17 protein-coding genes are annotated in these 21899 nt (G+C 64.9%); 9 read left to right on the plus strand and 8 right to left on the minus strand.

Annotated features, from left to right (window positions below):
• The 8 genes from K6142_RS05235 to K6142_RS05270 all read left to right on the plus strand — a co-directional run bounded on the left by K6142_RS05235 (window position 1) and on the right by K6142_RS05270 (window position 10388).
• Window positions 1-900: a YbbR-like domain-containing protein gene (locus tag K6142_RS05235; RefSeq protein ID WP_190243645.1), complete on the plus strand. Its 900-nt coding sequence runs from the start codon at window positions 1-3 to the stop codon at window positions 898-900.
• 266 nt (window positions 901-1166) lie between these two features.
• A complete protein-coding gene (gene glmM / locus K6142_RS05240; protein ID WP_190243646.1) occupies window positions 1167-2519 on the plus strand; it encodes a phosphoglucosamine mutase in 1353 nt (450 codons plus the stop codon).
• Window positions 2520-2648: 129 nt separating this feature from the next.
• Window positions 2649-3524: a UTP--glucose-1-phosphate uridylyltransferase GalU gene (gene galU, locus K6142_RS05245; RefSeq protein ID WP_012611229.1), complete on the plus strand. Its 876-nt coding sequence runs from the start codon at window positions 2649-2651 to the stop codon at window positions 3522-3524.
• Window positions 3525-3626: 102 nt separating this feature from the next.
• Window positions 3627-6047 carry a primosomal protein N' gene (gene priA, locus K6142_RS05250; RefSeq protein ID WP_190243647.1) on the plus strand — a complete coding sequence of 807 codons (2421 nt, stop codon included), beginning with the start codon at window positions 3627-3629 and terminating at the stop codon, window positions 6045-6047.
• A gap of 33 nt (window positions 6048-6080) precedes the next feature.
• Entirely contained in the window at window positions 6081-6248 is a 168-nt protein-coding gene (locus tag K6142_RS05255) for a hypothetical protein (RefSeq protein ID WP_012611231.1), read from the plus strand.
• A gap of 159 nt (window positions 6249-6407) precedes the next feature.
• A complete protein-coding gene (locus tag K6142_RS05260; protein WP_190243648.1) occupies window positions 6408-6800 on the plus strand; it encodes a response regulator in 393 nt (130 codons plus the stop codon).
• Window positions 6797-8584, plus strand: a complete 1788-nt coding sequence (locus tag K6142_RS05265) for a response regulator (protein ID WP_190243649.1) — start codon at window positions 6797-6799, stop codon at window positions 8582-8584. The genes K6142_RS05260 and K6142_RS05265 overlap by 4 nt, the downstream gene beginning before the upstream one ends.
• Window positions 8585-9086: 502 nt before the next feature.
• On the plus strand, window positions 9087-10388 hold the full coding sequence (locus K6142_RS05270; RefSeq protein ID WP_190243650.1) for an OmpP1/FadL family transporter: 1302 nt from the start codon (window positions 9087-9089) through the stop codon (window positions 10386-10388).
• A gap of 544 nt (window positions 10389-10932) precedes the next feature.
• On the opposite strand, the gene dsrP is transcribed toward K6142_RS05270, so the two are convergent.
• The 7 genes from dsrP to K6142_RS05305 all read right to left on the minus strand — a co-directional run bounded on the left by dsrP (window position 10933) and on the right by K6142_RS05305 (window position 18027).
• Window positions 10933-12096, minus strand: a complete 1164-nt coding sequence (gene dsrP / locus K6142_RS05275; protein WP_012611235.1) for a sulfate reduction electron transfer complex DsrMKJOP subunit DsrP — start codon at window positions 12094-12096, stop codon at window positions 10933-10935.
• 11 nt (window positions 12097-12107) lie between these two features.
• Window positions 12108-12887 (minus strand): sulfate reduction electron transfer complex DsrMKJOP subunit DsrO, encoded by a 780-nt coding sequence (gene dsrO, locus K6142_RS05280; RefSeq protein WP_012611236.1) that lies wholly within the window; start codon window positions 12885-12887, stop codon window positions 12108-12110.
• Window positions 12887-13267 carry a sulfate reduction electron transfer complex DsrMKJOP subunit DsrJ gene (dsrJ, locus tag K6142_RS05285; protein ID WP_012611237.1) on the minus strand — a complete coding sequence of 127 codons (381 nt, stop codon included), beginning with the start codon at window positions 13265-13267 and terminating at the stop codon, window positions 12887-12889. Before dsrJ ends, dsrO begins: the two co-directional genes overlap by 1 nt.
• A gap of 2 nt (window positions 13268-13269) precedes the next feature.
• The gene (dsrK, locus tag K6142_RS05290) at window positions 13270-14880 is read right to left on the minus strand and encodes a sulfate reduction electron transfer complex DsrMKJOP subunit DsrK (protein ID WP_190243651.1); all 1611 of its coding nucleotides are present in this window, start codon (window positions 14878-14880) and stop codon (window positions 13270-13272) included.
• Between the two features lie 9 nt (window positions 14881-14889).
• Window positions 14890-15897 carry a sulfate reduction electron transfer complex DsrMKJOP subunit DsrM gene (gene dsrM, locus K6142_RS05295; protein ID WP_190243652.1) on the minus strand — a complete coding sequence of 336 codons (1008 nt, stop codon included), beginning with the start codon at window positions 15895-15897 and terminating at the stop codon, window positions 14890-14892.
• A 15-nt stretch (window positions 15898-15912) separates the two neighbouring features.
• Entirely contained in the window at window positions 15913-16458 is a 546-nt protein-coding gene (locus K6142_RS05300) for an RsbRD N-terminal domain-containing protein (protein ID WP_012611240.1), read from the minus strand.
• A 516-nt stretch (window positions 16459-16974) separates the two neighbouring features.
• Entirely contained in the window at window positions 16975-18027 is a 1053-nt protein-coding gene (locus tag K6142_RS05305; protein ID WP_190243653.1) for a hypothetical protein, read from the minus strand.
• 212 nt (window positions 18028-18239) lie between these two features.
• Between K6142_RS05305 and K6142_RS05310 the strand changes: the two genes are divergently transcribed.
• Complete coding sequence (locus tag K6142_RS05310) at window positions 18240-19124, plus strand: M48 family metallopeptidase (RefSeq protein WP_317846366.1); 885 nt, start codon at window positions 18240-18242, stop codon at window positions 19122-19124.
• 248 nt (window positions 19125-19372) lie between these two features.
• On the opposite strand, the gene sat is transcribed toward K6142_RS05310, so the two are convergent.
• Window positions 19373-20659, minus strand: a complete 1287-nt coding sequence (sat, locus tag K6142_RS05315) for a sulfate adenylyltransferase (protein WP_190243654.1) — start codon at window positions 20657-20659, stop codon at window positions 19373-19375.
• Window positions 20660-21899: the final 1240 nt, after the last annotated feature.

Genomic DNA, 21899 nt, shown 5'->3' on the forward strand with positions numbered 1-21899 from the left:
GTGCGTTCCAACTGGCAGTACGCCGTCATGGCCTTCGTCATGGCCGTCACCCTGTGGTACATGGTCACCGGGCGCGAGCGGGTGGAAGTGGTGGGCGAGGTGCGGCTGGAATTCAAGGGCATCCCCCAGAATCTCGTGGTGCGCGAAGGGCTGGTCAACAAGGTCAGCGTCCGCGTGCGCGGTCCAAAGGGCCTCGTGCGCGTCATGACCGCGCGCGACATGAGCTACGCCATCGACCTCAGCAACCTGAAGCGCGGCACCAACATCGTGCCCCTGACGGCGGAAAAGCTGCCCGAGGCGCGCGCCTTCGAGGTGGTGGAGATAACCCCCTCGCGGCTGACGCTGGAGGTGGACGCCATCGTCGAAAAGGACGTGCCCGTGGCCGTGGACATCAACGGCACCATGCCCGTGGACGTGCGCATCGACAAGACCGAGGTGACCCCCGCCAGAGTGCACCTGCGCGGCCCGGAATCGCTGGTGTCGCGCATCGACAAGGTGAAGGTGGCCGTGGCCGCTCCGGCGCCGGACCAGGCGGGCACTGTGGAGGTGCAGGCCACCCCCACCCTGCCCGAAGCCACGGAATCCATGCCCCCTACCGTGTCCGTGCGGCTGGATACGGCCCTGCGCATGAAGGAAACCACCCTCAAGCGCGAGGTGGCGGTGCAGGCGCCGCACGGCCTGCGGGCGCAGGTGTCGCCGCGCACGGTCACGCTGCTGCTGGAAATGCCCACCTCCGTGGCCGCCGACGCAGAGACGTTGCGTGCCATCCGGGTGTACGCGGAAGTGCCCGAGGGCACCGGCGCCGGGCAGGAGAAGCTGCCCGTGCGGGTGGATCTGCCGGACAGGGTGCGGCTGAAGGACATTTCGCCCGACACGGTGAACGTTACCTTTCGCAAGTAGTCCGTTTGGGGTGGCAGGGTTGGCCCTGTCACTCGCGGTGTGCTTACGGCCCTGCTCTGGCCTTGTTCCGGCCTGTTCCGGCCTGTTCTGGCCCAGTACCGCCAGCCCAGGCCGGTGCTGGCCAGTCCCGGCCTGGGCTGGTCCGGTTACGTTCCTGTCCCGTACCGTCCGGTCCCCGGCGGACCATTGAACAACCCCCGCAAATACTGTAGTCAGGCGCACCGGCGGCGCTGGCCGCCAACGCACAATCCAGAGAGGATTCGCAGATGGGCAAACGCCTGTTCGGCACCGACGGCCTGCGCGGCCAGGTGAACATCTATCCCATGACCGCCGACGTGGCCCTGCGTCTGGGCCTTGCGGCGGGCACCCATTTTCGCAACGGCAACCGCCGCCACCGTGTGGTCATCGGCAAGGACACCCGCCTTTCCGGCTACGTGTTCGAGTCGGCCCTGACGGCGGGCCTGTGCGCCGCGGGCATGGACGTCTACCTTGTCGGCCCGCTGCCCACGCCCGCCATCGCCTTCCTGACCCGCAACATGCGGGCGGACCTTGGCGTGGTCATCTCCGCATCGCACAATCCCTTCATGGACAACGGCATCAAGTTCTTCGACAAGGACGGCTTCAAGCTGCCCGACGAGATGGAGAACAAGATCACCGACATGGTGCTGGACCCCGACTGGCAGTGGGATTACCCCGTTCCCGAACGCGTGGGCCGCGCCGCCAAGATCGAGGACTCTCCCGGTCGGTACATCGTCTACCTGAAGAACAGCTTTCCCGCGCATCTCACCCTGGATGGCATGCGCGTGGTGCTCGATTGCGCCAACGGCGCCAACTACAAGGTGGCCCCCCTTGCGCTCGAGGAACTGGGCGCGGAAGTCATCAAGATCGGCACCGAGCCCAACGGCCTGAACATCAACCACCAGTGCGGGTCTCTGTACCCCGGCGTTGCCGCCGGCAAGGTGCTGGAAACCCGCGCCGACGTGGGGCTGGCACTGGACGGCGACGCCGACCGGCTGATCGTGGTGGACGAGAAGGGCACCGTGCTCGACGGCGACCAGATCATGGCCCTGTGCGCGGACGACATGCTGCGGCGCGGCGCACTGCGCAACAACACCCTTGTGGCCACGGTCATGAGCAACATGGCGCTCGAAGTGTACATGAAGGAGCGCGGCTGCAAGCTGCTGCGCACCCCTGTGGGCGACCGCTACGTGGTCGAGGCCATGCGACGCGAGGGCGCCAACCTTGGCGGCGAGCAGTCCGGCCACCTGATCTTCATGGACCACGGCACCACCGGCGACGGCCTGATGGCGGCGCTCCAGATCCTGCGCATCATGCGCGAGCGCGACCGGCCCCTGTCCGAACTGGCGGGCCAGTTGCAGCTTTTCCCGCAGGAGCTTATCAATGTTCATGTGGAGCGGAAGATTCCCTTCGAACAGTGCCAGCCCGTGCTCGACGGGGTGGCCAAGGTCGAGGCGGAACTGGGCGACAGGGGCCGCGTGCTGCTGCGCTACTCGGGCACGGAAGCCGTCTGCCGCGTGATGGTGGAGGGCGAGGATCCCGAGCAGGTGAAGCGGCTTGCTTCGCTGCTGGCGGAGACGGTGCAGAAGCACCTGCGCTAGTTCGCAAGCGGGCCCTGTTTGCGAATCGTTGCCGCTTCGGTTGTCTGGCGGCGATGGTGCGGGCCGTCTTTCCGATCGTGCTTTTCCGACGCAGGCCGACACGACGACACATTCCAAAGGAGCCACCCCATGAACATCCGCAAGGTCGTCATTCCCGTCGCCGGCTGGGGTACCCGTTCGCTTCCCGCCACCAAGAACATCCCGAAGGAAATGCTGCCGGTCTACAACAAGCCGGTGGTGCAGTATGTGGTCGAAGAGGCCATGCGCTCGGGCATCGGGGACGTGGTCTTCGTCACCAACCGCGACAAGAAGATCATTGAGGACCACTTCGACTACAACCTGCAACTGGAAGGCGTGCTGGAGCGCGCCGGAAAGACCGAGATGCTGCGGCAGGTGCGCGAGGTGGCCGAGATGGTCAACATCATCTCCATCCGTCAGAAGCAGCAGCTGGGCCTTGGCCACGCGGTGCTGTGCGCCCGCGACGTGGTGCGCGACGAATCCTTCGCCGTCATGGTGGGCGACGACCTGATGTTCGGCATGACGCCGGGCATCAAGCAGCTCATCGACGTGGCCGCCTCCGAGCGGCTGCCCGTCATCGGGGTGATGGAAGTGCCCGCCGACAAGGTGAACCGCTACGGCATCATCTCCGGCGAGGAATTCGCCCCCGGCATCTTCAAGGTCAACAAGCTGGTGGAAAAGCCCAAGCTGGGCGAGGCTCCTTCGCGTCTGGCCATCGTGGGCCGCTACGTGCTGACCCCGGACATCTTCCGTTGCCTTGAGCAGATGAAACCCGGCCACGGCGGTGAGATCCAGCTTACCGACGCCTTGCAGATGCTGGCCGACGACCGGGGCCTGCTGGCCGTGAAAATTCGCGGCATGCGCTTCGACGCGGGCGACTGGGCGGAATACCTTACCGCCAACATCTACTTCGCCCTGCAGGACGAAGAACTGCGCGACGAACTGGTGCGCCAGCTCAAGCCGCTGCTGCCGTACAGCGGCACGTAGTTTCCGGGTATTCCGGAATGTCGTGAGCCATGGCCGGGGGGAGGAGTTTCCGCCCCCCGGTTTTCTTCTTGTACTTGTCCCTTCCCTGGTACCCCCTGCGCCATGTCCACCAATGCCGCCTCATCATTGCGCGCCGTCGCGCTGCTCAGTCCGCCGTACGCCACGCTGACGTACGCCGTGCCGTCGTGGCTGCCGCCCCAGGCGTGGCGTCGGGGCACGCGGGTGGCGGTTCCGCTGGGCAACGGCGCGGTGCGCGTGGGCGTGCTGCTGGACGACGAGACGCACGCGGCGGCAGGCGGGGGGGCGCTGCCGGAAGGCGTGGTGCCCCGGCCCATGCTGTGGCCGCTGGAGCGCGAGCCGCTGCTGGGCGCCGGGTATCTGGACATGGTGCGCCAACTGGCGCTGCGGCAGGCGGTGAGCGAAGGCCAGATACTGGGCAACTTCCTGCCCGTGGGGTTGCGTACCACCCAGGTGCGGTTGCGCTTTTTCGAGGACGGCAGGGCGCGCACGCTGAAGTTCCGCGACCTTGTGCCGCTGGCGGACAAGGACCCTTCCGCCCTGCACCGCCTGGGCCAGGCCTGGATGGATGGGCGGGGCGAGGTGCTGGACAAGGCCGAGGACGCCGCCGACGCGGAACTGTGCGCGGTGACGGCGGACCCGCCGTGGCCGGTGCGGCCTTCCGCCGTGCGCCAGGTGCAACTGCTGGAATACCTGTGGGACAAGGGATCGGCCAGCCGCCGCGCCATGCTGCGCGACCTTGGGGCCGCATCGGCCACGGCGCTGGAGGGGCTGCTGAAGCGCGGCCTTGTGGCGGTGACCCGGCGCGACGACGGCGAATGCGCCTGCGACGAGGCCGCCGAGGGCGAAGGCCCGGCCTGTCTGTATGGTCCGCCGGATGCTTCGTTCGAACTGAACGCGAACCAGCGCATGGCTCTGGACGACTTTCTGGCCGCGCTGGACGGTCCGCGCGCGGAACACCGCCTGCTGTACGGCGTGACCGGCAGCGGCAAGACGGCGGTGTACCTGGACCTTGCGCGCGAATGCCTGGCGCGGGGCCGTTCGGTGATGTTGCTGGCGCCGGAAGTGGCCCTGGCCTGCAAGCTGCGCCGCGACGTCAACGAACGGCTGCCCGGCGCGCCGCTGTTCTTCTTTCACGGCTATCAGGGACCGGCCCAGCGCGAACGCACCTTTCGCGCGCTGGCGGCCCGGCGCGAGCCGTGCCTGGTGGTGGGAACACGCTCGGCCCTGTTCCTGCCCGCGCCCGACCTTGGCGTGGTGGTGCTGGACGAGGAGCACGACACCTCGTTCAAGCAGGACGAGGGACTGGCCTATCAGGCCAAGGAAGTGGCCTGGTTCCGGGTGGGGCAGGGCGCGGGACTGCTGGTGCTGGGTTCCGCCACGCCGGACGTGAAGACCTTCCACGCCATGCACGAAGGGCGCCTGCCCATGGCAACCCTGCCCGAGCGGGCCGGTGGCGGCACCCTGCCCGACGTGGAACTGGTTGACATCAAGGATCTTTCCTCCACCGATTCCGTGCTGGCCGCCCGGAGCGGCGCGGCCCTGCGCGAAACGGTGGAACGCGGCGAGCAGGCGGTGATCCTGCTGAACCGGCGCGGCTACGCCCCGCTGATGTATTGTCTGGACTGCGGCACCGTGGCCCGCTGCCCGCACTGCGACATCGGCCTCACCTACCACAAGGGGCGCGAGCGGCTGGTGTGCCACTACTGCGGCCATTCGGTGCCGTATCCGGCCACCTGCCCCAACTGCAAGTGCATGCACTACCTGCCCATGGGCGAAGGCACGGAAAAGCTGGAGGAAACCCTGGCGGCGCACCTGCCCGCCGGAGGCAAGGTGCTGCGGCTGGACCGCGACTCGACCAGAAGGCCGGGCCGGATGGAGGAAATCCTGGGGGCCTTTGCCCGGCGCGAGGCGCAGGTGCTGGTGGGCACCCAGATGCTCTCCAAGGGGCACCACTTTCCGGACGTGACCCTGGCCGTGGTGGCCGACGGCGACCTTGGCCTGAACCTGCCGGACTATCGCGCGGCGGAACGCACCTTCCAGTTGCTCGTGCAGTCCGCCGGGCGGGCCGGGCGCGGCGAAAAGCCGGGCCGGGTGTTCATCCAGACCCGCGATCCTTCCCACTACTGCTGGAATTTCGTGCGCACGACCGATTACGAGGGCTTTTACGCCCACGAGATTGCCATCCGTCAGCGGCGCAGGTACCCTCCGTTCGTGCGGCTGGCGCTGGTGCGCATCAGCTATCCCATGGATTTCACGGGCGGGGCGGAGGAACTGGCCCGCTTTGCCGCAGCGGTGCGCGCCCAGGGGCGCGAGCGTGGCGTGCAGGTGCTGGGGCCTGCCCCTTCGCCGCTGCCGCTGCTGCGCGGGCGCAAGCGTTTCCAGTGCCTGCTGAAGGCCGACGACTGGCCGAGCATCCGGTCTCTGTTCGGCGCTGCGGGCGCCACGCCGGGCATCGGCCACCTGCGCATTTCACTTGATTTAGATCCGGTCAACATGCTGTAGCCCGCGCCGACACGCGGCATCAAGGATACCACCATGATCATAGTCGTCCGCAAGTGCAGCGACTGCCCCTTCTGCAGCCAGGGCGAACCCGCCCGCTGCAACCTTTCCACCCCCAAGTACCGCCCGCTGGACATCGCGCTGGACCGCCCCACGTGGTGTCCGCTGCGGCGGGAGCAGGCCATCGTGCGCGAGGCGTCGTAGCGGTCTGCCGCGGCAGACCGCGTGATGCGCTTGCGGCCGGGCCCGCATTCCGGCGTTGCACGCAGTGCCGCGTCTGGCATATGATGTATCCGGCGAGCAGTCGCATGCTCCACGAAGGGGCGCACCGGGCGGGGGAAGCACGGGCAGTACGGGGTAGCTATGAACAATGCCGACATCCTCATCCTTGTGGTGGATGACGAAGAGATGGTGCGCGAAAACCTCGAGGCGTACCTTGAGGACGAAGGGTTCCGGGTGGTTACGGCAGGCAGCGGGGAGGACGCGCTGGACCTGCTGGAACGCCATCGGCCGGACGTAGGCATCATCGACATGCGCCTGCCGGGAATGAGCGGCAACGATTTCATCATCCGCGCCCATCAGGCGCTGCCCACGTTGCGCTATCTCATCCACACCGGCTCGACCAACTACAAACTGCCGTCGGAACTCATCGCCATCGGCGTGCAACGCGCCGACGTGTACATCAAGCCATTGCAGAACATGGACGATCTGGTGCAGGGCATCTTCCGCCGCCTTTCCGCGCCGGAGGGGGCATGAGTTCCGCCAGCGGCTTTTTCGCCCTGCCTGGCTCCTCTGGTTCGTCTGGCTTGTCTGACACGCCCACCGTGGTCGTCATTGACGACGACACCATGGTGCGGCGCAGCATCACCGCCTACCTCGAAGATCTTGGCTACAATGTGCACGAGGGTACCGATGGCCGCACCGGCCTCGCGCTGGTGCGCTCGGTGCAGCCGGACGCCGTGCTGGTGGACCTGCGCATGCCCGGCATCGACGGCCTGGACGTGTTGCGCGAACTGGCGACCGAGAGGCCGGACATGCCCACCATCGTGGTGTCCGGCACCGGGGTCATGCAGGACGCCATTGAGGCGGTGCGACGTGGCGCCTGGGATTTCATCCTCAAGCCCATCATGGATCTGGAAGTGCTGGGCCATCGGGTGCGCCTGGCCATCGAGCAGGGGCGGTTGCGCGCCGAAAACCGCCGCTACCACCAGAACCTGGCCGCAGAGGTGGCCGTGCGCACCCGCGAACTGGAACAGGCAAGGGTGGAGGCGGAATCGGCCAACCGCGCCAAGACCCAGTTCCTCGCCAACATCAGCCACGAACTGCGCACCCCGCTCAACGGCATCATCGGCCTGACCGAACTGCTGCTGGCCGCCGGGCCCGCCGGCGAGCAGGAGGAGTGCCTGGGCATGGTGCGCCAGGCCGGGCTGGACTTGCTGTCCATCGTCAACAACCTGCTGGACATGTCCAGCATAGAGGCCGGGCGCATTGCCCTCAACGAGGCCCCGTTCAACCTGCGCGAGACCGTGGGCGACCTTATCCGCGTTCTGGACGTGCAGGCCCGCTGGAAGAATCTGACCCTTGCCTGCAACGTGTCGCCCGATGTTCCCGACCGGTTGGTGGGCGATGCCGCGCGGCTGCGCCAGGTGCTGACCAATCTGGTCATCAACGGCATCAAGTATACCGAGGTGGGCGGCGTCTCGCTGTCGGTGGAACTGGATGGCGCATTGCCCCCGGTGCCCGGTGCCGGACAGGGGGCGCATGCGGCACATGCTGGAGTCCCGGTGGGGCTGCGCGTCACCGTGGAGGACACCGGGGTGGGCATTGCCGCCGAAAAGTGGGAACGCATCTTCGAGCCGTTTACCCTGGCCGAAAATTTCCTGACCAAGAAATATGGAGGCGCCGGACTGGGGCTTGCCATCTCGCGCGAGATAGCGCGGATGATGGGCGGCGACATTGCGGTGCGCAGTCAGGAAGGGGCGGGCAGCACTTTCGTGCTGACCATGCGCTTTGCCTTGGGGGAATCGGTCGCACCGCGCCCGCGCGACGCGAGCCTGCCGGTGATCCGGGGCGTGAACCGGCGGCTGCGCATCATGGTGGCCGAAGACGATGTGATCAACCGCAAGCTGGCGGTGTATTTTTTCGAACGCATGGGGCACGACGTCATCACCGTGTCCAGCGGCATCGAGGTATTGGCCGGGCTGGAACGCGAAGCCTGCGACCTTTTGCTGATGGACATCCAGATGCCCGAGATGGACGGCCTGGAAACCATACGCGCGTTGCGTGGCCGCAAGGGCGTGCCGTCGCGCGTTCCGGTCATCGCCATGACGGCCCATGCCATGGCCGGGGACCGGGAGCGGTTCCTGGCCGAGGGCATGGACGGCTATGTTTCCAAGCCCGTGGATTTCGGCTGCCTGGTGGCCGAGATAGAAACCGTGCTGGACGCGCGAGGCCTGCTGGACGTGTCTTTGAGCAATTTGCGGAACAGCCTGCAAGACGGCACCATGAACAGCAAAGACTGCCGCGCCGAGCCGGAATAGCGTAGGCATATGGAGGTCGCGCGGGTGCGTGCGGCATGCCGGGGCGCCGGGAACGGATCATGGGTCCGATTCCGGCGCCCCGATGCTTTTGCGGGCGGATGGCCAGCGGCAATGGCAGGTGGACGGTGCGGAGCGGCATAAGGTGGCGGATGGCCGCGAAGCAATTTGGCGGGGCTGGGAGGACATGTCGGATATGTGCAGGAGCGCCAGGGCAGTGCGTGCGAGCGACGCTTGTTCCGTGTTTCCGGGATGTTTCCGAATGGTTGCAAATCGTTGACGAATCGGATAGCTAAATCCGATTGTGCTTAAGGGGTGCCGTGCCCCGGTACGTGCGTTCGGCCATTGGCCGAGAGGGAACGCGCGGGGGAACGGTAATCGTCATTCTGCCTGAAAAAGTCGGAACGTTCCGTGTGTACTCCCTTGGACGGTCAGCCGCGCCGGGGGACTCTCTTCGCGCGTGCGCATCGTTCGGCGGCAGGCATACAAACTCTAGGGGAGATCCATGAAGCGACTGAAATCGTTGGCTGTGTCGTGTCTGCTGGTGTGCACCGCCCTGGCGGGCACCGCGCAGGCCGAGGGCTTTGCCCTGTACGAATGGGGCGCGCGCGGCAACGCGCTGGGCGGCACCATGGTGGCCCGCAAGCCCGATGCCTCTGCCGTGGCCTACAACCCGGCCCTGATGACCCAGCTGGAAGGCACCCAGGTCATGGCTGGCGTGAGCGCCATCATCCCCAGCGCCAAGGTGGACGTTAAGTACAACGGCCAGACCTACACCGGTGAAGGCGCCGACAACGTGTGGACGCCCCCGCACGGCTACCTGACCACCCAGCTCAAGGACAACCTGTGGCTGGGCATGGGCATCTACACCCGCTTCGGCCTGGGTACGGAATACGACGACAGCAACTGGGCTGGTCGCTACAACATCTACAATGCCGAAATCCAGACCATCTCGTACAATCCCAACATTGCGTTCAAGCTCACCGACAAGTTGTCCGCCGCCGTGGGGGTCGAGTTCATGACCCTGAAGCTGCTCATGGACAAGAAAAGTGACCCGGCCGCTGCGAACCCTGTGGTCGGCAACAACCCCGGCGATACCTCGCGTGACATCGATTCCAATCTTGAGGCCGACAGCTACGGCTGGGGGCTGACCGCTGGTCTGCACTACCAGTTCAACGACCAGTGGGCTGCTGGTGTCAGCTACAAGAGTCAGATCGAACAGGAAGCAGAGGGTGAGAACAATTTTACCCTTAGCGCCGGTGCACAGAGTATTCCTGCGGCTGTGTTGGGATATCAGGATTGCGATGTGCGCGGTTCCGTGATTCTGCCCGATATGCTCGCCTTTGGCGTATCCTACACCCCCATTCCTGAACTGAGCATCGAAGTGGGCGCCCTGCTGACCCGCTGGTCGCTGTACGACAATCTTGCTATCTATCATGAACCCCCCTTCGCTAACGGCGCAGGCAAGCTCGTGAATCAGGAAAAGGACTGGAAAGACGCTTGGCGCTACAGCATCGGTGTCGAGTACGCGGCCACGCCGTGGATGGACCTGCGCGCTGGCTTTACCTACGACGAGTCACCTGCTCCCGGTAACAGGATCGACTACCTGATCCCCACCGACGACCGCCAGTTGTACAGCACGGGTGTCGGCTTCCATTGGGACAGCTACACCGTGGACCTTTCCTACACCTACATTGTTGCGTCCGATGCCCATTACGACGTCCGTCGGGCAGACGGCGTTTACGAAGGCAATTCATACGATGGCCGCACCCACGTGCTAGGCCTTTCGTTGGGCTACAAGTTCTAAGCCCCCGTTCGCACGCATGCATGGGGCCGCTCCTTCGGGGGCGGCCCTTTTGCGTTCAGGGGGCGGGCAGCGACATGCGTGGCGATGAGGAGTTGATCGTAGCCGTAGCGTGCAGGTCGTACATGCTGGCGTATAGCTGTTGTTAAGCGTGAAGTGCGTGTGTCGGGGTGTGTGTCGTCCGGGACGTTTTCGGTCCAGAGACGCCGTTGTTGCGCCCTGTGCGCATTTGCCCCGGGCACGGGCCGGTAACCCGGGCTCGGCGTTGTCGTGGGGTAATCCTTCGCAGCCGGACTCGTAGCGTGGCCGCTACTGGGCCACGCTACGAGTCCGGCTGCGTGTGCTGTGCATGCCGTCGTGTCCGGCTGGCCAAGCTGCCCGGATGAGGCAGGAGGGGCAGGGGGGCTAGTAGGATAGGGATGCTCGCGTGAACGCGGCGTGGCCAGCGTGGCCAGGCTTTTTTGCAATGTGCTGCCACGAATGCAGAAGGGCCCGTGCCGATGCGGCACGGGCCCTTTGCGATCAGGTCATCAGATCAGGACAGCGGCTAGAAGGTGCCCGCTTCCTTCTTCACGTCGAGGGCGATCTTCCACAGCACGGAAAGCACCATCAGGCCGATGGCGTAGATGCCCACGGTGACGAGGATTTCCGGGAAGGTGGGCGCGTACTCGGTCACCGTCTCGAAGGGGTTGGGGGTAAAGCCGCCGATCAAGAGGCCCAGGCCCTTGTCGATCCAGCTGGCGATGACCAGGATGCCCAGCGCCCAGGGCAGCACGCGTTCGTTGTCGCGGAACTGTGGGGGAATGAGCAGGCACAGCGACAGCATGGCCAGTACGGCGGCCGTCCACATCCAGCCCACCACCCACGATGCGTGGCCGTCGTGGCCCACGAACAGGAAGGTGAGCGGGTGCTGGTGGCCCGGCATGCCGCTGTAGAAGGCCGTGAACACTTCCAGCAGGAAGAAGAACACGTTGATGGCCATGGCGTAGGTGATGATCTTGGTCAGGGTCTGGATGGCTTCGCGGCCCGGATCGAACCCGGTCAGGCGGCGCAGCGCCATGACCAGCAGCAGCAGGATGGCCGGACCTGAGGCAAAGGCAGAGGACAGGAAGCGGGCAGCCATGATGGCCGTCAGCCAGTAGTGGCGGCCGGGCAGGCCCGCGTACAGGAAGGCGGTGACGGTGTGGATGGAGAACGCCCACACCACCGACAGGTAGATGAAGAACTTGATCCACTTGGGCGGGTCAACATCGTGGCGCTCGGCTTCCAGGGTAACCCAGCCGACCAGCGCGTTGATGAACAGGTACCCCATCAGCACCATCATGTCGTAGAACATGATGGAGTTCGGCGTGGGGTGCAGGATGACGTTCAGCATGCGCTGCGGCTGCCCCATGTCGGTGACGATGAAGAGCATGCACATCAGCACGGCCGAGATCGCCATGAACTCGCCGAGGATGATCATCTTCTTGAACTTCTTGTAGTGATGGAAGTAGGCGGGCAACACCAGCATCACGGCCGAGGCCGCCACGCCGACGAAGTAGGTGAACTGCGAGATGTACAGCCCCCACGAAACGTCGCGGCTCATGCCGGTGATGGTCAGCCCGTACTTGAGCTGGAAGATGTACGCGAAGACGCCCAGGCTCGCGATGCCGCCAAGGAACAGCAGCCAGATGTAGAACGCCGGGGAGCCTTTCAGAACCTTCTCGATCATGGCTTCTCCTCCTACACGATGTAGTAGACGCCGGGCTGGGTCCCGATGGAGGGCTTGCGGCGAATGCTGAAGTTCTCGGCAAGGGCCTTGCGAACCGGCGAATTCGGGTCGTCGAGGTCGCCGAACAGGATGGCCCCGTTCGAGGCTTCGACGCAGGCGGGCAGCAGACCCACCTCAAGCCGTTCGGAACAGAAGGTGCATTTTTCCACCACGCCGCGCATGCGGGTGGGGAAGGCGGGGTTGACGTCCTTCAGGTAGGGGCGCGGATCGCCGAAGTTGAAGCTGCGCGCGCCGTAGGGACACCCGGCCATGCAGAAGCGACAGCCGATGCAGCGGTGGTAGTCCATCACCACGATGCCGTCGGCGCGCTTGAAGGTGGCCTTGGTGGGGCACACGCGCACGCAGGGCGGGTTTTCGCAGTGGTTGCAGAGCAGCAGGTAGTCCTTCTCGCGCACGGCGGGGGACAGGTGCTGGCTCATATCGTCGGTGAACACCCGGTCGTACTTGTCGGTCCATATCCACTTGATTTCCTGCTTGGAGGGAATCGAGGGGACGTTGTGGACGGAATGGCAGGCGTGGATGATGCGCTCGAAGTCCTCGCGCGATTCCAGCTTGCGGGTGTCGATGACCATGGCCCAGCGCTTGGCGGCAAGGTGTTTGCCGCCCACATCGTATTTGGCGCCCGGCATGTCCTTGGCGACGGCGTCGGCCGCGTCCAGCGCGCTCGAAGTGCCAAGGCCGAAGGCGGCAAGCCCGGCGATCTTCAGGAATTGTCTTCTGGTGGTGCTCATTACTGGTTCCCCCTCGGCGCCACATGGCAATCCCAGCAGTAGGGGCTCACGCTGTTGGAGTTGTGGCACTTGTCGCAGAAATCGGCCTTGTTGGCGTGACACTTCATGCAGGTGTTCTGCAGGCTGATGTCCCAGACCTTGCCGTTGGAGGCGACATAGGCGCGCTTGCCTTCGCGCAGGGCCTGGTCGCGCCACACGTCGAGAATGTGCATGTGCTCGGCGCGCATGTATTCGGCCGGTTCGATGCATTCCTTCTGGTCCGCGGGCATGGCCAGCTGCGGGCGCTCGTACTTGGGCGTCAGCAGGTTGGACCAGAAGGGAAAGGTGAACAGCCCGACGAAGATCACGATGCCGGGGATGATGTATTTGCCGTTATACATGGTTATTCATCCTCCATACCGGGCAGTTCTTCCTGCCGCAGGTCCATGGTGCGCTTCTGTTCGCCGCGCATCACGAGGGCGTTGGCCACCAGCTCGTGGGTACCGTAGACCGTGACGCCGGGGGCCCAGTAGTTGGCCAGCGGGGGCAGGGTGGCCCGGTCGATGGCGCAGATGCAGGCCATGGTGTTCACGCCGTGCTTCTGCTGCACGTACCGCAGGGCATTGCCACGGGGCAGGCCGCCGCGCATGCGGATTTCCATGATTTCGTCGGTGTTCAGGCCGGAACCGCCGCCGCAGCAGAAGGTCTGCTCGCGGATGGTGTTCTCGGGCATGTCCACGTAGTTGTTGCACACGTTCTGGAGCACGTAGCGGGGTTCGTCCAGCAGGCCCATGCCGCGCGCCGGGTTGCACGAGTCGTGGAAGGTCACGGTCAGGTGGTCGTTGCGGCTGGGGTCGAGGCGCAGCTTGTTGTGCTTGATGAGGTCGGCCGTGAACTCGGCGATGTGCACCATCTTGGTGGACGCCGCGTTCTTGAACACCGTGCCGGTGATGGGTGACCTGGGCACTTCCATCTTGGGCGGGGTGGGGCCGTTGAAGGTGTCCATGTACTGGTGCACCACGCGCCACATGTGGCCGCATTCGCCGCCCAGGATCCACTTGGAGCCAAGGCGCTCGGCTTCGGCGTACATCTTGGCGTTCAGCTTCTTCGCCATGTCGAAGGTGGTGAACGAGCCGAAGTTGCCGCCTTCCGAGGCGTAGGTGGACAGGGTGTAGTCCAGCCCGATTTCGTGGAACAGCATCAGGTAACCCATGAACGTGTAGATGCCGGGGTCGGCGAACACGTCACCAGAGGGCGTGATGAACACGATCTCGTGGCCCTTTTCGTTGAAGGGCGGGTTGATCTTGATGCCGGTCACCGTCTCGATGTCCTCGCAGAGGAATTCGACGATTTCCTTGAAGGCGTGCGGCTGGATGCCCAGGTGGTTGCCGGTGCGGTTGCAGTTGAACACCGGCTCCATGATCCAGTGGATGCCAAGGCCCAGTTCGTGCAGCAGCTCACGCGCGATGGCGGTGATTTCCGCGGTGTCGATGCCGTAGGGGCAGAACAGCGAACAGCGGCGGCATTCGGTGCACTGGTAGAAGTAGTAGAACCACTCCTTGATGACGTCCTTGTCCAGCTTGCGGGCGCCGGCCAGCTTGCCCAGCAGCTTGCCCGCCGTGGTGAAGTCGCGGCGGTACACCGAGCGCAGCAACTCGGCGCGCAGCACGGGCATGTTCTTGGGGTCGCCCGTGCCGATGAAGAAGTGACACTTGTCGGCGCAGGCGCCACAGCGCACGCAGATGTCCATGAACACCTTGAGCGAGCGGTGCTTGTCCAGGCGCGACTTGAGGCCTTCGTAAATGATCTCTTCCCAGTTTTCCGGCAGGTTCCAGTCTTCCTGATCGGCCGACCACTCGTGCGGGTTCGGCATGCCGAGGGCCTTCATGTTGTCGACCTTGGCCGGATAGCACCACGTGCCGGGCTTGAAGTCCGGCTTGGTGTCCATCCACCCTTCCATGGGGAAGGCGGGGATGGTCGCGATCAGCTTGTCGGGAGTTGGCAGTTTGGACATGTCGGCTCCTTACTCGGCGGCAGCGGCTTCTTCAGAGGTTTTGTCGACAGGCAGCCCCGCTTCTTCCATCAGTTCCCGGAACTCGTCTTCGTATTCCGCGTAGGTGCGGTACTTCTTGGGCGGATTCCAGGGGTTCACGTGGCGCACCGCGCGCGTGTTGTTGGGCAGGTTGCGCGTGGGGCTGAGGAAGACGCCGCCCATGTGCATCAGCTTGCTGAACGGGAAGTACACAAGCAGGCACGAGAGCAGGAAGATGTGGATGAAGAACGCCGCGCCGATGCCTTCGGGCAGCACGGGGTTCATGGTCACGAGGCCCATGGTCAGGACCTTGACCGCGGCGATGTCCACCTTGGCGAAGTAGCGCATCCAGATGCCGCTGCCCACGAGGCCCAGCAGCAGGAACAGCGGGAAGTAGTCGTTGGCCAGCGAGATGTAGCGAACCTTCTCGCTGAACAGGCGGCGGGCCAGCAGGAAGCCGAGCGCCGCAACGACCAGCACGTCGGACATGAACATGCGGGGCACGCCGATCTGCATGATGCCGTCAACGAACTCGATGGCCGTCAGGGCAAAGGGCACCGGCTCAAGGAAGAACCGGAAGTGCCGGATGAAGATCAACAGGAAACAGTAGTGGAACAGCAGCGCGAAAAGCCACAGCCACTTGGCCGAATAGTAGACCACGCGGGGGCCTTTCTGGATTTCGACCGAAGTGTTCCGGAAAAGCGACCGGAACAGCAGCACTTCGAGAAGCATGCGCCCCACGGTGCCAGCGGTGGTGAAGGGGCTGTCGAGCCGGGCGGGCTTGATCCAGTCCAGCGACTTCTGCTGGCCGCCCGTGGTCGGAATGCGGAAGGGCACGGGCGATTTGGCCCAGTCCACCATCCGCCAGACGAAACCGCCGATGAACACGAGCACCGCGGCATACGGCAACACCACCCCGATAAGGTACTGGAAGCCTGAGGCAGCTCCCAGCCAGGCGATGCAACCCAGCGCAATGACCGCTAAAAGTGAAATGAACATTCCGTTACCTCGCTGCTAGGCTATCGGTTTCTGCGTGTCCGGTTCCCCTACCGGCTTGTCCAATATACGTTCAGCCCTTCGCAGGAGCTGGGCGTATCCACGTTTGAAGTCGTCCACCTTCATCATGTGCAGGCGCTCGCGGCAGGCGGCATACTTGCCGAAGGCCATGAGCGCCACGGTGTCGATGCGCGATTCCACCTCCAGCTGCTCGTCGTGCAGCCCGTGCTGCATGATGGCGGCCCGCAGCATCTTGCGGAGCACCGTCTTCAGCACGAACAGCACGCCCACGGCCTGCTCGGGGGTGAAGTTCTGAATGGCCCGGATGCGGATGACATCCTCTATGGCCTCGGAAAGGCGGGCCTCGTCCACCTCGTCGCCGGCGACGGCGTCGAAGATGACCACGGCGGATGCCGCGGTGGTGTGGCCCACGGGATTGGAGAACTGGTCCCTGCTGCTGCGCAGGAACCCTACGGTGTCAAACGGATAGGTGCCATACATGGCATCTATCCATTTGTGGATGATGGCGTCCTTGTGCTCGGCGAGCAGGTCCCTGATGGTCATGTGAACTCTTTGCCGTTGCGGTTAGCGGGCACGCCTCTTGCGGCGCACCCCCCTATACGGCGTTTTTTTCGCTTTGTCCAAGCGAAAAGGGGGGATGCGTCGCCTCCCCGGGCAAACCCCGCGCACGGCGCGCGCGAGTGCGATGGCTGAAATAAAGATTTTTTTCACATAGTCTGAAACACCCGAAAGGTCAACAAATCTTGCGGGTTCTGATTGCTTGATCAAACCATGAAATGCAGGGCAGGGAGATGGCAGCGATTCAGGTTCGGTTGCCGTATCGACGCGCCCGAATGGCACTCGGACGGCGATCGGACGACGCTCGGATGATGGCAGGTTGCGGCAGATAGTGGCGGACGGTGGCGGATGGTGGCGGATGGTGGCGGACGGGCATGACCGCGAGCGGCCCGGTCGTTTGACGACCGGGCCGCGGAAGAACCACGCCAGAAAGGCGGAACGCCGGGGCAGGCAGCGAGGAAATGCGCGGAGGGCGGGGGGAGGGAGCCCTCCTCGCGACGCCTAGTTGCAGGTGGCGTTGCTGGCAGGCGTTTGCCCGCAGCCCGCAAAGTCGTTGGTGAGGAACGGCAGCACGGCGTCCTGCCCCGCAGGGACAGGGGCAGGCTTGCCTGTTTGTCCCTGCACGGGCGTTGACGGTCCCTGTTGCGGGGCGACGGGGCGCGGGGCCTGCGCAGAAGCAGGGGCGGACGCGGGCGCGGCGCCATCCACGCCATGGCCGAAGGGCAGGCGGGGCATGCCTGCCATCAGCATCACCGGCAGCCGGTCCGCGCCGGTGGAAAGCACGCGGGTCTTGTTGCGCAGCAGCTTCCAGCGTAACCGGGCCTGCTCGAACAGGGACATTGCCGGATCCGGCGCGGTGTTCGGGGCATCCACAACCTGGCGCAGGGCATCCGCCACGGACACGCCCTGTTCGACGGAACGCCGCATCCGCGCGATGGACAGGATGTCGTCGTCGTTTTCAGCCACCGGGCGGTAGGCCACGGTGTCCGGTGCGGCACCGGCAAGGGCGGCGATGGCCTGGCGGCAGGCAGGGCACGACGGTGAGAAATACAGGGTGACGGGGGCGTTGTCCGGCCCCTGAAGGTTCCACGCGCCCATGCGCTCGGTGGTCAGGGCCACGCCGTTGGCAAAGAACAGGCCGCCCCACGCCAGAAGCAGGATGGAAATGCCCTGTTGGCGGTCACGGCGCGGTTCGCCGGGAATGACCACGAAGGCGCCCGCGATGAGCGCGGCCACCACCAGGCATGCCGCGCAAGGGGCGGTGAGGGCCATCAGCGCCAGCAGCGCCGTGTCGGCGGCCAGCATCAGCCAGACGAACCCGCGCGCGGCACCCTGCTTGCCGAAGATGCAGAACAGGGCTAGGAGCGAGAACGCGCCTGTGCCGTACCACCACAGGGGCAGGCCCCAAATGGTCAGGTTGCTGTACAGCGAGCAGCCGGTGCTGACGCACAGCGACTCGGACGGGGCGATGGCAGCCCAGGTGCAGAAGGCCGCGCCCAGCGCGGCGAGCATAAAGCCGCCCCAGATGGAGGCGGAACGATTTGAGGCGAGCATGTCTCGAATCTCCAGTGCGGGTCTTGCATAAAGGCCAGCCCGAGGCGACGCGATACTATTCGCTAAACAGGCACAGGTAAAGCCCCGTACCCATGAGCCCTACGAACCCCCTGAAAGACCTGATGCGGCGGTTTGCCGGAATCCGGTCTGGATGGCCCGAAGCCGGGCCCGATGGCGCGAATGACGCCGTGAATGACGCCGTGAATGACGCCGTGAATGACGTCGCGAATGACGCAAGGAGTGACGCTGGCGCCCCCGATGCCACCTGTGTTGCCCCTTCGCCCGGTGACGTTGCCTGGCCGCCCCGCCACGACGTGCGCACCAGTCCTCGCGCCCGAAGGGTGCGGTTGCGCATCGTGCCCCGGCGCGGGCTGGAGGTGGTGATACCGCCCGGGTTCAGCGCCACGCGCATTCCAGAGGTGCTGGAACGGCATCGAACGTGGATCGTGCGCGCCCTGCTGCGGGCGGGTTTGGCCGAGCCGGTGCCCGGCACGGTGAGCACCACGGACGGGGCACCGGGCGAGGCAGGCACTGGCGCCATGCATGGCATCCTTCCCGGCGGCGGGGCGTTTTTGGGGCCGGACGGCATCCGCAGCGTGCCCGGCGAGGTGTTGCTGCCTGCGGTGCAGGCGCGTTATGCCGTAATCCGCGCGTCCCTGGCTCCGGGCATGCGCCCGGAACTGCGAGAGGTGGACGCCGCCTTGCGCCTGCGGGTGCCGGAAGGGGGGGCTGGCGATGGCGTGGCCGTGGACCTGTTGCGCGACTGGTTGCGGGCCATGGCCCGGCGAAGGCTGGCCCCCTGGTTGCACGCATTGGCCGTGGAGCACGGCTTCCGCTACCAGCGCTGCGTGGTGCGCATGCAGCAGACCCGCTGGGGCAGTTGCTCCGCGCGGGGCACCATCAGTTGCAACGCCAGCCTGCTGTTCCTGCCGCGTGAACTGGCCCGCCACGTGTTGCTGCACGAGCTTTGCCATACCGTGCACCTGGATCATTCTTCGCGCTTCCATGCCCTGCTGGGCAAGGTGGACCCCGATGCGGCGCTGTGGCGCGAGGGGCTGCGTTCCGGGTGGTCGCATGTTCCGTGGTGGGCCCGGTAGGGGGCTCTTTGTCGTGGAGCCGGTCCAGCCTGGCAGGCAGGGCCGTATCGATGTCGGCGACCATGTTCACCACGCCCGGTACCCTCTCGCGCAGGAAAACGTGGCCGCCTCCGGATACCCTCTGGAGGCGGCCACGTTTTCTTGTGCGCTGGGCAGGCCATCGCGCCCGCGCCGGGAAGCCCGGTCGCAAAAAAGGGAGGCGCCTTGCGGCGCCTCCCCGATGTAGCGTGCGTTGAAGTGGCCGGAGCCTACTTCATCACGGAGCCGGAAGCGGCCTGCTGCATCTTGACCTCGACCTTTTCGGTCAGGCCTTCGTAGTAGGCGCGCAGGATTTCCAGCACTTCGTCGCGACCGAAGTGGTCGGCAACGGGGGCGCCGTCGGACAGGGCCTTGCGCAGCTTGGTGCCGGAGAGGATGACGCGGTCTTCCTTGCCGTGCGGGCAGGTACGCAGGGAGGCCATGCCGTCGCACTTGTAGCAGTAGAAGGTCCAGTCGATCTTCAGCGGGGTGCAGATCAGGGCCTTGCCGGGTTCGGGGCAGGCTTCGTTGGTGTAGGGGATCTTGTCGAAGATGGTCTGGGCTTCGAACATGCCGTAGAAGTCGCCCACGCCAGCGTGGTCACGGCCGATGATCATGCGGTTGATGCCGTAGTTCTGGCGGAAGGTAGCGTGCAGCAGACCTTCGCGGGGACCGGCGTAGCGCATGTCGAGGGGGTAACCGGCCTGGATGACGTTCTGCTTCACGAAGTACTTTTCGACCAGGGTGTCGATGCACTTCACGCGCACTTCGGCGGGAATGTCGCCGGGCTTCAGGGCGCCCACCAGGGAGTGGATGACCACGCCGTCGCACACTTCGATGGCGATCTTGGCCAGGAATTCGTGCGAACGGTGCATGGGGTTGCGCAGCTGCAGGGCGGCAACGTTGGCCCAGCCGCGTTCTTCCATTTCGGCGCGCAGTTCGGCGGGGCGCTTGTACACGCCGGCGAACTTGGTGGGGAAGTCACCTTCGGACAGCACCTTCACGGTGCCGGCGACGTTGAATTCCTTCTGTTCCATGACCATCTTCACGCCGGGGTGGTCTTCGAGCGCCACTTCCCAGAACTTCTGGGAGTCGGGGCCTTCGCCCTTGAAGACGAGCTCGCATTCCCACTTCTTGTCGGCTTCGGTCATTTCGTAGATTTCTTCGATCTTCATGGTGGCGAAGGTTTCACCCTTGCGCACCAGGGCCACTTCGTCGCCCACCTTGACGGCAGCGGCGTCTTCCTTGGAGATGTCCATGGTCACCGGCACGGGCCAGAAGGTGCCGTCGGCGGTGGTCATCTTTTCGCAGACGCTCTTCCAGTCGGCCTTCTTCATGAAGCCGTTCAGCGGAGAGAAGCCGCCGATGCCCATCATGATGAGGTCGCCCTTGGTGCGCGAGCTGATTTCGATCTGCTTCAGGCCAGCGGCCTTCTTGAGTTCGGTTTCGCGGGCGGCACCTTCGAGCAGGCAGCAGACGAGGCCCTTACCACCATGAGGGGGAACCAGCTTGGACATACCTTCCATCCTCCAAATGAATGTGTTGTTGCCATGGCGCGCCGCTTCGGGGGCGGCGGCGTACGAAAAAAGCTGTTCTCGTGCGAGAAGCATGCGGGAGCGGCGGTGCATTCGGGAGTGCATCTCGCCGTTCACGCATCCCTCTTGTGAAATATTTTACATAATGTCAAGCGGCAAATGGGAGAAAAGCGTCAGGCGGCTGATTTTGGCGTGGCAGGGGCGCGTCCCCTGCGGCACAAGGCCGATGGGGAAAGGGCGTGGCAACGGCGCGCGCAGCTGTGCTGGCGTTGGAAAGGCGTGTGTTTCGCCGACGCACGGGGAAGCGGGCGCCCGTGTGACGGTATGGGTGGGGCGATGTGTTGGGCGGAAGGAGGGTACGGTGCGTGTTGCGCGCCTGTAAATAGGTCGTGTTTACAGTGTATTAAAGTGAGTTGCGCATGCGTCTAGGCGCTGGCGCGGGTGTTGGGCTGGGCATGGCGCTTGTAGGCGGAACCGGCAGGGAGGTGACGATTGTCCACCAATTTGGTTGTGATAAAATGACCAAGGGGGTGGCGTGCCCGTGAGGGCGCGCGGTGTTGCGCGGCTGGTAGGGGCAAAGGCGCGGGGGCGTCGGTGAGGGCGGAGAGGGCGGGGCGAAGGCGTGATGGCGGCCTGAGATGGTCTGGGGAGACTTGGGGCGAGTTGGGGTGGCTCGGGGTGGGCAGGGAGGCTGGAGGTGGCTGGAGGTCGTCCGGAGGGAGGCGCTTTGGGGCAGTGCGGGCGAGAGGTGGCCGGGGGAGGCATCATACATATATATGCGTCTAGGGAATGGGACGTCCCCTTTTTTTGGCCGGGATATCCGAAGAGGAGCCCGACGCGAGAAGTCGCATGCATGGGCGGTGCGCGCAGTGGGGCGTCCCGTGGCGAGGAAAAAACTTGTCCATCCGGACGAAAGGGAGTACACAAACTGGGTTCAGGACCATGGTGGGCGATTTTGCGGGGATGCTTGGCTGCTGGAACCCCGCCCCACCGGAGCGCTTGCGGCGTGTCCGGTAGCCCGGGTGACCGTGTGTTCGGCGTGAACCTGCCCGTAGGTGATGGGCGGGTTCCGTATCATGTTGCTTGACAACGGTCAGGCGCTGGGCTATGCCCATGCGCCTTTACCGATTGTTTCCGATCCACTTTCACGGAGGAGCAGAATGCCCACTATCAACCAGCTCATTCGCAAAGAGCGCAAGGCAGTGCTGAAGCGGAAGAAGAC

Origin of the sequence: Nitratidesulfovibrio sp. SRB-5 (assembly GCF_019931275.1) — a bacterium.
GTDB lineage: Bacteria > Desulfobacterota > Desulfovibrionia > Desulfovibrionales > Desulfovibrionaceae > Cupidesulfovibrio.

Coding starts and splice junctions, on each gene's coding strand:
- glmM (WP_190243646.1), top strand. CDS start 1,167: ATGGGCAAACGCCTGTTCGGCACCGACGGCCTGCGCGGCCAGGTGAAC.
- galU (WP_012611229.1), top strand. CDS start 2,649: ATGAACATCCGCAAGGTCGTCATTCCCGTCGCCGGCTGGGGTACCCGT.
- priA (WP_190243647.1), top strand. CDS start 3,627: ATGTCCACCAATGCCGCCTCATCATTGCGCGCCGTCGCGCTGCTCAGT.
- K6142_RS05255 (WP_012611231.1), top strand. CDS start 6,081: ATGATCATAGTCGTCCGCAAGTGCAGCGACTGCCCCTTCTGCAGCCAG.
- K6142_RS05260 (WP_190243648.1), top strand. CDS start 6,408: ATGAACAATGCCGACATCCTCATCCTTGTGGTGGATGACGAAGAGATG.
- K6142_RS05265 (WP_190243649.1), top strand. CDS start 6,797: ATGAGTTCCGCCAGCGGCTTTTTCGCCCTGCCTGGCTCCTCTGGTTCG.
- K6142_RS05270 (WP_190243650.1), top strand. CDS start 9,087: ATGAAGCGACTGAAATCGTTGGCTGTGTCGTGTCTGCTGGTGTGCACC.
- dsrP (WP_012611235.1), bottom strand. CDS start 12,096: ATGATCGAGAAGGTTCTGAAAGGCTCCCCGGCGTTCTACATCTGGCTG.
- dsrO (WP_012611236.1), bottom strand. CDS start 12,887: ATGAGCACCACCAGAAGACAATTCCTGAAGATCGCCGGGCTTGCCGCC.
- dsrJ (WP_012611237.1), bottom strand. CDS start 13,267: ATGTATAACGGCAAATACATCATCCCCGGCATCGTGATCTTCGTCGGG.
- dsrK (WP_190243651.1), bottom strand. CDS start 14,880: ATGTCCAAACTGCCAACTCCCGACAAGCTGATCGCGACCATCCCCGCC.
- dsrM (WP_190243652.1), bottom strand. CDS start 15,897: ATGTTCATTTCACTTTTAGCGGTCATTGCGCTGGGTTGCATCGCCTGG.
- K6142_RS05300 (WP_012611240.1), bottom strand. CDS start 16,458: ATGACCATCAGGGACCTGCTCGCCGAGCACAAGGACGCCATCATCCAC.
- K6142_RS05305 (WP_190243653.1), bottom strand. CDS start 18,027: ATGCTCGCCTCAAATCGTTCCGCCTCCATCTGGGGCGGCTTTATGCTC.
- sat (WP_190243654.1), bottom strand. CDS start 20,659: ATGTCCAAGCTGGTTCCCCCTCATGGTGGTAAGGGCCTCGTCTGCTGC.